At 56.0% G+C, this 13,083-nt stretch carries 13 protein-coding genes; 5 read left to right on the top strand and 8 right to left on the bottom strand.

Going from position 1 to position 13,083, the window contains the following annotated elements:
* Positions 1-16 precede the first annotated feature (16 nt).
* Together J5X93_RS20240 and J5X93_RS20235 are read left to right on the top strand one after the other, a co-directional pair.
* Positions 17-2,032 (top strand): pyridoxamine 5'-phosphate oxidase family protein, encoded by a 2,016-nt coding sequence (locus tag J5X93_RS20240; RefSeq protein ID WP_102082303.1) that lies wholly within the window; start codon positions 17-19, stop codon positions 2,030-2,032.
* Positions 2,033-2,078: 46 nt separating this feature from the next.
* Positions 2,079-2,978: a LysR family transcriptional regulator gene (locus tag J5X93_RS20235; protein WP_043214582.1), complete on the top strand. Its 900-nt coding sequence runs from the start codon at positions 2,079-2,081 to the stop codon at positions 2,976-2,978.
* Positions 2,979-3,062: 84 nt separating this feature from the next.
* On the opposite strand, the gene J5X93_RS20230 is transcribed toward J5X93_RS20235, so the two are convergent.
* From J5X93_RS20230 to J5X93_RS20225, 3 genes are all read right to left on the bottom strand, one after another.
* Entirely contained in the window at positions 3,063-4,313 is a 1,251-nt protein-coding gene (locus J5X93_RS20230) for a ribonucleotide-diphosphate reductase subunit beta (protein WP_043214574.1), read from the bottom strand.
* A 513-nt stretch (positions 4,314-4,826) separates the two neighbouring features.
* Positions 4,827-4,958, bottom strand: coding sequence for a hypothetical protein (locus J5X93_RS28340; RefSeq protein ID WP_256544354.1), 132 nt, complete (start codon positions 4,956-4,958; stop codon positions 4,827-4,829).
* A gap of 370 nt (positions 4,959-5,328) precedes the next feature.
* Complete coding sequence (locus J5X93_RS20225; protein ID WP_114071961.1) at positions 5,329-6,027, bottom strand: Cap15 family cyclic dinucleotide receptor domain-containing protein; 699 nt, start codon at positions 6,025-6,027, stop codon at positions 5,329-5,331.
* 81 nt (positions 6,028-6,108) lie between these two features.
* Here J5X93_RS20225 and J5X93_RS20220 point away from each other — a divergent pair, with 81 nt between their 5' ends.
* Genes J5X93_RS20220 through J5X93_RS20210 form a run of 3 tightly spaced genes read left to right on the top strand, consistent with a single transcriptional unit; the run spans position 6,109 to position 9,395 of the window.
* On the top strand, positions 6,109-7,281 hold the full coding sequence (locus J5X93_RS20220) for a CBASS cGAMP synthase (protein ID WP_114071962.1): 1,173 nt from the start codon (positions 6,109-6,111) through the stop codon (positions 7,279-7,281).
* Between the two features lie 9 nt (positions 7,282-7,290).
* Positions 7,291-8,949, top strand: a complete 1,659-nt coding sequence (locus J5X93_RS20215; RefSeq protein WP_147264363.1) for a ThiF family adenylyltransferase — start codon at positions 7,291-7,293, stop codon at positions 8,947-8,949.
* Positions 8,950-8,993: 44 nt separating this feature from the next.
* On the top strand, positions 8,994-9,395 hold the full coding sequence (locus J5X93_RS20210) for a Mov34/MPN/PAD-1 family protein (RefSeq protein ID WP_181852735.1): 402 nt from the start codon (positions 8,994-8,996) through the stop codon (positions 9,393-9,395).
* A 259-nt stretch (positions 9,396-9,654) separates the two neighbouring features.
* Here the strand turns inward: J5X93_RS20210 and J5X93_RS20205 are convergent, their stop codons facing one another.
* The 5 genes from J5X93_RS20205 to J5X93_RS20190 all read right to left on the bottom strand — a co-directional run bounded on the left by J5X93_RS20205 (position 9,655) and on the right by J5X93_RS20190 (position 13,036).
* Positions 9,655-10,269 carry a DUF6088 family protein gene (locus J5X93_RS20205; RefSeq protein ID WP_250033947.1) on the bottom strand — a complete coding sequence of 205 codons (615 nt, stop codon included), beginning with the start codon at positions 10,267-10,269 and terminating at the stop codon, positions 9,655-9,657.
* A gap of 2 nt (positions 10,270-10,271) precedes the next feature.
* On the bottom strand, positions 10,272-10,535 hold the full coding sequence (locus J5X93_RS28335; protein ID WP_041104676.1) for a BPSL0761 family protein: 264 nt from the start codon (positions 10,533-10,535) through the stop codon (positions 10,272-10,274).
* Positions 10,536-10,655: 120 nt separating this feature from the next.
* Positions 10,656-10,958, bottom strand: coding sequence for a hypothetical protein (locus J5X93_RS20200; protein ID WP_042922498.1), 303 nt, complete (start codon positions 10,956-10,958; stop codon positions 10,656-10,658).
* A gap of 90 nt (positions 10,959-11,048) precedes the next feature.
* Positions 11,049-12,449 carry a DEAD/DEAH box helicase gene (locus tag J5X93_RS20195; RefSeq protein ID WP_114071965.1) on the bottom strand — a complete coding sequence of 467 codons (1,401 nt, stop codon included), beginning with the start codon at positions 12,447-12,449 and terminating at the stop codon, positions 11,049-11,051.
* The gene (locus tag J5X93_RS20190) at positions 12,446-13,036 is read right to left on the bottom strand and encodes a VspR family transcription factor (RefSeq protein WP_055985793.1); all 591 of its coding nucleotides are present in this window, start codon (positions 13,034-13,036) and stop codon (positions 12,446-12,448) included. Before J5X93_RS20190 ends, J5X93_RS20195 begins: the two co-directional genes overlap by 4 nt.
* Positions 13,037-13,083 lie beyond the last annotated feature (47 nt).

The following is a 13,083-nucleotide window of genomic DNA, read 5'->3' as shown; positions in this document are numbered from 1 at the left end:
CCAGAGGAATGCCGCCATGCGATCACCCTGGCATGCAGGTGAGAAACGGCTGCAGGAGCAAGCCGGTGTTGCAGAGCGCATGGAGGCATTTGGGCAAAAAGTCATCCGCGACTACATGCCCGACCAGCATCGCGCGTTCTACCATCAGTTGCCGTTCATGGTGGTCGGTGCCGTGGATGCCGAGGGCAAACCCTGGGCGACGCTACTCGAAGGCCCCGAGGGCTTCGTCAGCTCGCCTGATCCGCGGCAGTTGCTGATCGGCACCGAGCTTGCCGCCGACGATCCGGCAACGCCGGGATTGGTGGCTGGCGGTGCCGTCGGTCTGTTGGGGATCGAGTTGCACACCCGCCGGCGCAATCGCCTCAATGGCATGATTCGCAGGGCCAGTGCCGGCCAGTTGGAGGTGGAGGTCGAGCAGTCGTTCGGCAACTGCCCGCAGTACATTCAATTGCGCGAATACACCCGTGTCGACGTACCGTCGCAAGGGCGTCAGGATTCAACGGCGATCGATGCCAGGGCTCGCGCCATGATCGAGAGCACGGATACATTCTTCGTGGCCAGCTACGTCGAACATGAAAGCGGCCAACGCTCGGTGGATGTCTCCCACCGCGGTGGTCGGGCCGGATTCGTGCGGGTCGAAGGCAACCGCCTGACCGTCCCCGATTATGCCGGCAATCTGCATTTCAACACCCTCGGCAACTTGTTGGTGAACCCTGTCGCAGGCCTGCTGTTCGTTGACTTCGCCACTGGCGACATGCTTCAGGTGGTCGGGCAGGCCCAGGTCATTCTCGACAGCCCACTGATCAGTGCTTTCGAAGGTGCCGAGCGAATCTGGACCCTGGATGTCGAACAGGTAGTGTTGCGTCCAGCTGCCGTGTCGCTGCGCTGGGCATTCCATGAGTACGCCCCCACCAGCCTGGCGACCGGCACCTGGGCCGAAGCCGAGCTGCGCCTGCAACAGCGTGAACGGCAACGTCAATGGTTGAGCTGGCGAGTATCGCGGATCGAGCAGGAGAGCCGTGATATCCGCTCGTTCTACCTGCAACCTGGGGACGGCGCCGCCGTAACCTTTGCGCCCGGCCAGCATATTCCCGTGCGTTTGCGGACCGAAGGGCAGACGCCACTTATCCGCACCTATAGTTTGTCCAGCGCGCCGTCCGACGGTTACTTGCGTATCAGTGTCAAGGCGCAGGGGCCGGCTTCATGGCATCTGCACCGAGCGTTGAAGGTCGGTGATCTTTTAGATGTACGCCTGCCTATGGGCAGCTTCACGCTGGACCAAGACAGCGAACGCCCCCTCGTGCTGATTGGCGCGGGCGTCGGCATCACGCCGCTGATCGCCATGCTCCGTGAGCAACTGGCCAGCGGGCAGGGCCGGCGCATTTATCTGTTCCATGGCGGACGTACCTTGGCTGACCTGCCGTTCCAGCAGGAGCTAGGCGCACTCCAAAAGCAATCCGCTGGCCTGCTGAATATCCATCGTGCCCTGAGTCAGCCGGAAGCGCATGCGGTGCAGGGCCGTGACTACACCTTCGCCAGCCGCCTGGGCATCGACCAGATCAAGACCACACTGGCACTGGACGACTACGACTTCTACCTCTGTGGTCCGGCCAGCTTCACCCAGGATCTGTACGAAGGCCTGCGCAGCGTGCATGTGCCCGATTCGCGCATTCATGCCGAAGCCTTTGGCCCTTCGACCTTGCGTCGTCACACCGACGACAATCAGCCCACGCTGCAACAGCCTCCGCCCGCCAAAGAACCTGTGCCGGTGTACTTCGCCAGCTCTGCCAAGGAGGCCCGCTGGGCACCGGACAGTGGCACGCTGCTAGAACTGGCGGAGCGCCGTGGCCTGTCGCCGGAGTTCAGTTGCCGAGGCGGCTCCTGCGGCACCTGCAAGACCCGACTGGTCAGTGGGCAGGTCCACTACCCGAACCCGCCCGCCGAACTGCCTGAACCTGGTAGCGTACTGATCTGCTGCGCCATTCCGGCTCAGGCTGAAGAAGGTGTGCAGCCCTTGGTGCTGGAGCTCTAGCGTCAGCGCTGGAATAATCGCCCTATGACAACGCATGGGGCGCGGCATGGACCAGATTCACCTAATGAAAGTGTTCGTGGCCGTGGGCGAGCAGGAAAGCTTCGCCGCCGCTGCCCGCCGCCTGGCGATTTCGCCTGCTGCCGTGACCCGGGCGGTCACCGCGCTGGAGGAGCAACTTGGCGTCAAGCTGCTCTTGCGCACCACCCGCAGCGTGCGTCTGACCGAGGCCGGTGGCCGTTACCTGGAAGATACGCGGCACATTCTGGCCAGCATCGTCGAAGCCAATGAAGCCGCTGCCGGCATCAACGCCGCGCCCAAGGGCGACCTGGCGGTTACCGCGCCGATCCTGTTCGGCAAGAAGTTCGTCATGCCCTGCATCGTCCGTTACCTGCAGCAGTACCCCGAGGTGGACGTGTCGGCGTATTTTCTCGACCGTGTGGTGAATCTGGTGGAGGAGGGCCTGGACGTGGCTGTACGCATCGGGCAGTTGCCGGATTCTGGGCTCAAGGCACTGCGCGTGGGCCAGATGCGCCGCTTACTGTGCGCCTCGCCGGAGTATCTGGAGCGCCACGGCACACCGCGCCATCCTTCGGAATTGCACAGGCATCAGATCATCGCTGCCGGGGCGCTGTCGCCGCGCACGGACTGGCGCTTCGGCGCGATCGACGAGCCGACGCTGGTACGCATGAAGCCGCGCCTGACCGTGACCAGCAACGACGCTGCAATCGCCGCCGCCAGCGCTGGCCTCGGCATCGCCCGGCTGCTGTCCTATCAGGTGGCTGATGAACTGGCGGACGGGCGCCTGCAGGTGATCTTGGCCGAGTACGAGGAGGCGTCCTGGCCGATCCACATCCTGCACCGCGAAAGCAAATACGGCTCGACCAAGGTGCGCACCTTCATCGACATGCTGGCCGAGCATCTGCGCAGCCAGTCGCATCTGGCCTGACTGTTGGCACGCGAGCGGTCCCAGAGGTATCAACTCAAAATAAAAAGGCTGCCCGGAGGCAGCCTTTTCTAAGTGGCTGGACAATCAGTCCCAGCTCAGCGCACCACCGGTCTGGTACTCGATAACGCGAGTCTCGAAGAAGTTCTTCTCCTTCTTCAAGTCCATGATCTCGCTCATCCACGGGAACGGGTTGGTGGTCCCTGGATATTCTTCTTTCAGACCGATCTGGGTCAGGCGACGGTTGGCGATGAACTTGAGGTAGTCCTCCATCATCGCGGCGTTCATGCCCAGTACGCCGCGTGGCATGGTGTCACGGGCATATTCGATCTCCAGCTGGGTCCCTTGCAGGATCATCTGGGTCGCTTCTTCCTTCATCGCGGCATCCCACAGGTGCGGGTTTTCGATCTTGATCTGGTTGATCACGTCGATGCCGAAGTTCAGGTGCATGGATTCGTCACGCAGGATGTACTGGAACTGCTCGGCGACGCCGGTCATCTTGTTGCGGCGGCCCATGGAGAGGATCTGGGTGAAACCGCAGTAGAAGAAGATGCCTTCCAGGACGCAGTAGTAGGCGATCAGGTTGCGCAGCAGTTCTTTGTCGGTCTCGACGGTGCCGGTGTTGAACTCGGGGTCGGAGATGGCGCGGGTGTACTTCAAGCCCCAGGCTGCCTTTTTAGCGACCGATGGGATCTCGTGGTACATGTTGAAGATCTCGCCTTCATCCATGCCCAGCGACTCGATGCAGTACTGGTAGGCGTGGGTGTGGATCGCCTCTTCGAAGGCTTGGCGCAGGATGTACTGGCGGCACTCGGGGTTGGTGATCAGGCGGTACACGGCCAGGGCCAGGTTGTTGGCCACCAGGGAGTCGGCGGTGGAGAAGAAGCCGAGGTTGCGCATGACGATGCGGCGCTCGTCTTCGGTCAGGCCGTCCATGCTCTTCCACAGGGCGATGTCGGCGGTCATGTTGACCTCTTGCGGCATCCAGTGGTTGGCGCAGCCGTCGAGGTATTTCTGCCAGGCCCAGTCGTACTTGAACGGAACCAGCTGGTTGAGGTCGGCGCGGCAGTTGATCATGCGCTTTTCGTCAACGCGCACGCGGGCGGAGGAGCCTTCGAGTTCGGCCAGGCCTTCGGCGATGTCGAGCTCGTTCAGGGCGGCCTTGGCGCGCTTGACGGCGTCGGAGTCGTCGGCGGTCGCTGCGCGGGCTTCCTGGGCGGCGGCGTCACCGGCGCTGTCGAGTTTGTCGAGGGTGGCGGCGGCGTTGGCCTGTGCGGGGGTGGCGCCTTTGGCGGCGACTTCACCGTCTTCCTTGTCGAATTCGTCCCAGCTCAGCATGGTCCTGGCTCCTGCTAGAGGGTTGCGCGGGGCAACCGATTGGATTTTAAAAGGTGACGCCTGCAAGGCCCCAAGGGTGATACGGCAGGCAGTGAGCGCGCGCGCTCGTCACGTTTGAAGGTGTCGGATCAGCGCCTGTCCATGCCTCGCAGGAGGGGCCAGGACGCCTGAATACAGTGTGGCAACGATAAAACGTGCGGGCTGGCCAAGCGGTTGGGTACGGCTTGTGTCACGCAGTCGATCATTGGCTAAACCCTTTTTCGAGGGGGGCGAAGTATAACGGAATTCGCTACCGATCGGAGCGACGCTAGGCCGGTCTGCTGTAATTTTTCGACCGGTATCAGGCGCGTCCGTTCACGAATCACGCGTCGTTTCCACGGGGAAGGAGTTTAGCGGAAAAATCGCAGATGTGGTGTTTGATTTTTTGATCTAACACAAAATATTGTGTTTTCGAGGTGGGATTGTCAGCGTCGAAAAACCGCACCCGGAGGGCCTTGGCCTTCCGGGCGGGTCTTAGCGGCAGCGGTTGCGCAGCGTCTGGACGATGTGCGTCCTGGGGTTGTTGCGCGCCTCTTCGACCGTGGTGAAACGGCCGGTTTCGGCATTGCGGCCAATCTTGCGAGTTGCAGGTTTCTTCCGAGCCATCGTGATGTCTTCCGTGTGGGTCAGTGAAGCCCGTGTCCTGGCGTCCAGGGCACGGAGCAGTACTGTTTTATCCCTTCGCGAAAGCGACGTGCAGAGGGCAGAGTCTCTCGATGACGCGGATACAAAAATGCCGCAAGCGGCGCCTTAAGGCGCCTCCCACGGCATGGGGTGTTACTGGCAAAACGCCGAGCGTCAAATCGTAAACTTTTCTGAGCCCCCCTTGTATCGCAGGTTGTAGCTTCTATTGTCGGCCGTGAGAGGCTGAAAACGTAAATATTGGGCCATAAACAGGCTCCTTTTCGGCGTGAAAGTATACGGTAGTACCGCTGAATTTTTTTTGCGTCCCGTCGCTCCATTCCACATATTCTTGCTAGGCGCGTTCGAAATGCATCAAGCCCGCGGTGTTCCGTCCGTTTCTCCAATTTCGAGCAGTCCAATAGAACCCGGAGAGGATGATTTGATTGCCTTGGCGGAGAACCTCGAGCTCTGCAGCCCCTATGTGATTCGATTCATCATCTGCTGAGGGTTCAGTCAATTGCGAGCGGTAGACGTACGTCAGACGGTGTGGCTCGTCATAGATAGAAACCCTGGGCTTACACACTAGGCTATAGGATCGGGACTCTCCCTTCCGTCCTTGAACCACCATCGTTAGGGTGATCCGACTGAGCGTCGCCTTGATCTCTAGCTCGGCCTCGAAGCGCTCAAGCTCAATGCGATCAACATCCTGGGGTTCATTCAGATTGAGTTTCAGATCGGGTGAGAGCGCTGCGGCTTGGATCGCATCATGTACTGAGACATTTGAGCGCAGGTAACCCTTCCATGAGCCCGATAGATCAGGGAACAAGCTACTGGAGCAAAGTTCTCCAAGCTTCCAGAGATGCTTGAAGACTGGGCGTATGTTACCCAGGATGAATGTTGCGGTAACCGTAATGCTGGCGACCTTCCACAGCAAGGATATTAGGCCTATGGCGTCCTGAGGTGATAGCCACCAGATGAATCCGAAAAAGATCAGGGCAATCAGCGCGAGCAAGCCTAGGACTAGGTTTTTGAGGCCGAAGACCGCGTACATGACAATCCTCTATGTTGTGGTGGACATCCATGGCTGACACACCATATAGTGGTGTCGCCCTAAGGTCAATGGAGCGATGGTATGCCAGCCTTCAACCTGCACAGCCTGTTGGATAGCACTGTCTACACGGACACATTTCTTGCCGGGCTGACGCTCGCGAGCGACGAGCGTGAACACATGCAGAGCGCTCGTACTGAAATCCGTGATCGGCTTAGAACTAGGCTGCCCGCCCTGCTTCAGCGGGCGTTGGGGAGTGACCAGCAGGTGCGTAAACCGCGCTTCTTTACTCAAGGCTCTTGGGCGTACAAGACGCTTAATGCGCCATGTAAAGATCCGCAGCAGGCGGATCTTGATGACGGAACCTATCTACCGTTTAGCTATCTCGAAGCCACCCCACCATCTGTCATGAGCAATGTGCTCTTCACGTGTGTTGAAGAGGTATTGCAAGACCTAGCGGATGAAAAAGGCTGGAAGCTAATTGATGACAATCCCAATTGCACGCGTCTCGAGATCGCAAGCGACAAGCATATTGACGTCCCCGCTTATAGTATCCCGGATGAAGAGTTCGAGGAGCTCAGGGAAAGCAGAGCTCTAGCCATCTGTAATGCTTTTGACAGCGTATTGGCTAAGGCGCAGCTAGAGGAGGATGATAATTGGGATCTGATGCCTACTCATGGCGTGCTTATGGCCACCAAAGATCGGGGTTGGCGCGATAATGATCCTCGACCGATAAAGGATTGGGTCGAGTCTGAGGTGGCGTTGAAAACCGAGCAGCTTCGGCGCCTCATGCGGTACATCAAGGGCTGGCGCGATTATCAGGTCTGGGAAGGCGAAGACCCTAAGTCGATTCTTCTGATGGTTGCTGTTGCGAAGGCGCTCGATGTGGCAGTTCCTAGGCGGGATGACCTTGCTTTGCTAAAGGTAGTAAAGGCACTACCCAAGATTCTTCAGGGCAAAGTCTTTAACCCAGCGACGGCCATGAAGCCCGTCGAGGAGCAGGAGGATCTTGCTGCGCGCCTGGATAAAGATGGCATACGCGCTGATGTAGTGGCTCGGCTTACTCGCTTAGGCCAACAACTGGATGAGGCTATTTACCGCTCAAACTCCCCCGAGCAGGCCTGTAGATTATTGCGCGATGCCTTCGGTAATCGTGTTCCCTATGATCCAGGGCGAGTAGTGATTGATACGGTTCAAAGTACTCCAGCTGACAAGTCGAAGGCGGTGTCCCCTGTTGGAATCATGACGGCAGGGTGAATTGTGGAGTTGAGCAAAGTCCATGCCGCGCTGGTTGGTAACGGGTTTGAACTACTGCAAAGCTCCCCTTATCCAATATACAGCGGTTTTCTCCATCCCAAGGGAAGTGCTATCCCTATCCGCTTGCATCTGTCGGATGTGGCACTCGTTTCTATCCCATCAATCGAACTTCTTGAACGTCCAGTTGGGCTTCCAAAAGTATGTGCTCATATCAGTCCAAATGGTTTTCTCTGCTACTTGGGGAAAGATCAAGCTTACCTCCCTAGGAATAATATCGGAGGAGCAGTCTTAGGGTGTTTGGAGCTGGCCCGGCAGCTTCTAGAGCGACTGGTTGATGGTGATTCCCTCTCTGATACTCGCGATGAATTTTTGATCTACTGGGGTGGGGCTGATCTGCTACTGGATATCCCAAAGTCAAAATCTGAAGGCGTTTATGAGCACTTCGCAATAGTGAGTCTTCCAAGTATTGAAGGGCGTGACGAGTTATGGGTATTGGGGGATGACGCTAAGGCTCTAGCTGCACGGTATAAATTTTGGGGTGGAAAAGAGTTATTTTCAGATCTAACCTTGCGCGTCGTAGATTCAGATACCCCTCTGGGGATTTCGGAAGAGTGGCCGCCTAAAGATCTCAAGCTGCTCTCCCAGTGGCTTCAGGTTGCGGACTATAGAGCCCATGGTGGTTTAATGTCTGTTTTGAAAGACGCTTACAGGCTTCGTCAGAATCTTGTGCTTCTTTTGATTCGTGCGCCAAATTGTTCCTGTGCAGTTCTGCTTGATCTTTCTATCGCTAGGAAAGTCATTAAAGCTAAGTCAGCTGATCAATTTATGCGCTCTGCTCTAAAAAGTTACCCAAAAAATGTTAAGGTTACTAGGTTGGGGTGTGTTCCGGTTGATGCTGAATCTTGGTTAACCCGCAACTTGGCAGGCGGGGTTACAGGATTGGCTGGGAAAAACATTTCTTTGGTTGGCTGTGGTGCGATTGGTGGGTACTTAGCTGATTTGCTTGTAAAGTCGGGTGCAGGGTTTCTAGGTGGCTCGCTGGTGCTCATTGATGATGATGAGCTATCTGTGGGGAACTTGGGACGGCATTTTCTCGGTTTTGAATATATTGGTCAAAATAAAGCCGCTGCTCTTTGTGCGGAGCTGCGAGCTAAGTATCCAGAAGTACAGGTGAGTTTCATACCTAAGAGAGTTAGGGGTTTAAGTTCTCTTTCGCAAGTCAGTTTGGTCGTAGATGCTACTGGTAACGAGGCTTTCTCCCAATATTTAGGTGAAAGCTTTCTATCAGGAAAGCTGCCTCCTATTGTATTTTCATGGGTTATCGGGGCCGGTTGTGGGGCGCAAGCTTATTTATTACACGACCCCAAGCAGGCATGTATAGGTTGTTTGGAGCATACAAAGCCTGGTGGCCAGCTGTCCGTCATGGGGCGAGACTATAAGATGGAGGTTAAGAATGTAGGGGGATGTGGCGATTGGCTAGTCCCATTTCCTGCTTCTGCGGCTCTGCATGCTGCCTCACTCGCTGCTGAAATCTCTCTTGATTGGGCGAATGGGGTGTCCAAGCCTACTTTGAGGAGTATTACTCTGGATAATGCGCAAGGTAAACTTGTGAAACCCATTTCTCCTCAGCAACGTGCGAACTGCGAAATATGCAACCCCTCGCATTAAGGGACTCTGTTTCAGGGCGGCTAGTAGTCGTGAACTCATCAGTTATGGATTTGGTCACCCGCTATAGGCAGGCAGGGAAGAAAGATTCAGAGTCTGGAGGGATATTGATTGGCATACGAAGGGGGGAGCATTTTGAAGTTACTGCCGCTACGATGCCCCAAATTTCGGATAAGCGATCAAGGTTCCGATTTGAGCGTGTAGAAAAAGGGCACTCTGATTTGCTTAAAAGACATTGGCTAGAAAGCAAGGGGGAGGAGAATTACTTGGGTGAGTGGCATACCCATCCCGAAGATTATCCATCGCCGTCAAATTTAGACTTAAGCGAATGGCAGCGCGCAGCAACTCATCATAAATGTTCGCTGATCATGATTATTGTTGGGCGGAAAGCAAATTATTTTTCATTGGTCACTCGGCGCGATATTAGCCCACTTCACGTCGTTTTGTAGTATTTGTTTCTCGTATTGGCTGGTGTTTATTGGGTAATGATTGTTTGGTGTCTAGTTATTGGTTTTTTTTGGTGCTGTCTTATACTCCGTGGTTGCTTCCTTTATAACTCATCTAGATCGCGCTGGTGTGGGTGTTTTACCTATTTACGGTTGCTGATAGCGGGTTGATAGTTTTGTTTTTATACAGGCGCGCAGGGTGATGTTGCGCAAGAATTAGTTTCGAGAGGGCATATTATTCTTGCCGGCTAAGCAAAGTTACTCAGCTGGATTTCAGCGTCATGCGCATCCACTTTGGCATTCTGCAGGTCATTAATTTTGCAAAGTCTTCAGGCTTGAGCCCTTTCTTTATTGCAGCAATACACTCTGAAGTAGCGCCTTCTTTTCCGAGATGAAATAGTGCGCTGATGGCCATCCCCACCTCAGTCCCTGCATGCTGCATGACCATAGGGGCCGCATGTATCAGCCGGACTTCCGCCTTCCCTATGAATACTGAACGGCTGGCTCCGTTGGTGTAATAGATCGGGATCAGCGGCATCTGGGTACTGAGCCCAAACCTCCTGACGGCATTGGCACCATGGATTTGTAAAGACAGGTGCTTCTGCCTGGCAATTACGCAGATCAATTGCCAGAGGTTAGGACGAGCCCTAGCAACGTAAAGTCCGGATTTAGGGCGCATATAGATCCCGCGATACACCCGTTCGAGCTCGCCTCGGTTGACCAGTCGAGCTATTGCTTTGGATACGGCGTTTTTCGTTCCAAACCCTGTGAAACGGCTAATGCTGAACGGCTGCCCTTTAGGTAGGCGCTTGACTCGCTGCGCAATCCGAGCGGATACCGTCTGGGCTTGATCAGTGCTGAGCATCGTGGCGTTCACGCTTATAGCGTGAAGTCTAACGACGAACTGAAAAGCGGCTGATGGAACGCAATAACCCTTCGCCGATATTCATCATCTTGAGCGTCGTTTACCAGGCACTCTTCGAGGCGCCCCAGCGAGAAAACTTGATCGGCGGACGGGTAGTGTCTGAGCAGGCTTTTCGCATAGCTGCGAATGTCATCAGGTAGCTCGGTGTTACGAGAGAGGTCGCGGAGAAAAGCTTCGGTCTTGACGACACTCCGGGTTCTTTCATGCGGAAGGGTCAAAGCGGCTACCTCCTTATTCGGTTATTCCAATCTACGAGACCAGGGCGGGCAAGTCGCGCGCTTACCCCTAATTTGTCCGCGATTCGACGTGGTGCGGCTGATGGATTTTCAGCCCTACAATCAGTTCTTTCCCCAGTAGTTGTCTTTGCTGACCAGACCAAAATCTTCGGAAGCAAATGGCTGATCATCATCGAACATACCATTGACCATGCGCTCCCGACGCAACCCACTCAGCACCCTGAAAAAGCAGGGCTCACAGAGATGCACCCGGTAGTGCTGCCCATCATGCTGGGAGCCATATCCCCATTGGGCTTCAAGCTTGCCGTATTGGGGACCATAGCCGGGAATACGCGTGCCAGAGCGGCACACGTCGCAGATCACATCTTCAACGACATCGACCAATGCCTGCGACTTAATCTCCATGCACACCTCACGATTGCTTTCCACACGACGCCGGCCGGTTATGGATTCATGAACACCAACATCATTGGATCAGCCTTGACTGGCTGAGCATCAAAAACAAGCCAGTAGCTGCTGCCGATAATGCTGGGAAAAACTGACCTGGTAAGCGGGCTCAATTGCATAGCCACCCAGCGAAATGATGTTCGTAGGCTGCGATCCAATACCCGGTTCTGCACTACCCAACCCCACACCGTCGAAACCTTCGACATGACCCAAAGTGCCCATCGGCTCAGGCCTGGAGCCTGGATTAAATCCAGGCATCTGCACATCTCTCAAAACCGCTAGGTCATCCGGCAAATCATCTGCAATTCGCTCCGCAAAGCCCTGAAGCGTTGGTTCTGCCAGCATGAAGAGCCATGCCTGGTCGTCCGACTCGCCTGTGCGCCGCAGCACTCGCCCCAGCACTTGCCGGTAATGCAATTCAGTGCGGATACGGCTGAGATAGCAGCACACTTGCAGGCGGGGAATGTCGGTCCCTTCGCTGATCATTCCGACGGCGACAATCCAGCGGCAGGCGCTGCTCCGGAATGCATTGATAACCTGCTGCGCATCCGGGGTTTTGTTGGTCACGATACGACACTCTTCACCCATTGCTTCTAGAGCCAGGGCTATTTGCTGAGCGTGTTCGATATCGGTGGCTACCACCAAACCGGCGGCATCAGGCTTGATCTGGCGTAGCTCGTTCAGCTTGCTGCAGCCAAGGTCGAGGATTGGGTTGATCACCTCATCATGGCGCAGCAGTTCCTCATAGGTGACAGGTGACTCGCCCAACAGTTTGGCGATGCTGGGAAACAGCCTCACGGAGCTATCCGCGCCAAGCTCTTCCGTAAGTTTCACCTTCTGATTGTCGAGCAACACAATGCGAGGTGATCGGCACACGTCGTCGGCAATGGCATCTTTCAAGCCATAACGGTAATCACAGATCAAATGCCCCTCGGGCGAAGAGTAACGAGCCAATGCGATGGCCTTATCGTCCGAACGCCAGGGCGTGCCAGACAGGGCCAACGTGAAGGCAGCCCGGTCCTGTATCCGATGCAGTATCTGCTGCCCCCAGGCATTGCTGAGCAGCGGATCGTGGCCGGCGCAATGGTGGATCTCATCGAAGACCACGAACACCCGGTAGTCATCGAGAAGCTGCCAGAATCCCTCATCACGGTATTCCATGGCCTGATAGGTATAAGCCGCGCCCACGGCACCTATCTGGCCGTCGAGGCGCCTGCCTAGCACAGCCGCAAAGGTCGAACGAAAACCCTCCACGACCTGGCAGGACGGCGCAAAGCACAGCACCAAATCGATCCTGTCCTGCTCAAGCAGTCGGCTGGCCAGTTCTGCAGCCATGCGCGTCTTTCCGGCTCCCGGCGTTGCCTGGCAGAAGAAGTGCGGCGTGACGGTAAAGTGCTCCAACGCCCGAGTGATGCAGCTGTTCTGCCAGCTCCGTAGCGAGCGGCTCATCGTGGCGCAGCTAGCGTTTTGAGGGTCTTTTCGATGGCACGCAGATGCCCCAAGAGGCGAGAACTGCGATCCCTGGCTTCCAGGTAATCGCCTTCAAGCTTGTCCCGTAAATGCGGCATTTCTTCCAGAAGCAGTTTGAATCGCTCTGCCTCGCCCATTGAAGTGAGAAAGTCCAAGCGGATTTCCTTGTGGAGCGCTTCCAACTGCAAATCCGTATTGGCTGACGACTCAAGCGGCAAAGCTTCCGCATCGCGTACCGCTGTGCCTGGCTCGGGCATTCCGGCGGCCATCAGGCTGTTCTCAAAACCGTTGTCTATCAGTTCGAGTTGCAGATGTGTCGGAATCGGCTGCAGGTGGTAAACCTGCCCTCGAACACGGCGGTCCTCGTCCGGTGAAACCCAGCCCGCGCGCACTAATCGGCGAATCTGCTCATACACATAGCGGCGCACATCGGCGATACGGAATTGTGTGCCACTCAAGCGAGCGGCATAGGCATCGCGCAGTTCGCGGGTCGTAAACGATGTACGCCCTGGCTCCTGAAGCAGCTCATACAGACGCCTGTCGAAGATAAACGAGGCCGATTTCATTGAGGGCACCAGAAGAAATAGCGCGAAAATGCGGATTATAATCCGTG

The organism is Pseudomonas sp. BYT-1 (assembly GCF_023611805.1).
Lineage (GTDB): Bacteria > Pseudomonadota > Gammaproteobacteria > Pseudomonadales > Pseudomonadaceae > Aquipseudomonas > Aquipseudomonas guariconensis.
The sequence above is the reverse complement of the archived record's forward strand: the minus strand, read 5'-3'. Positions and strand labels throughout refer to the sequence as shown.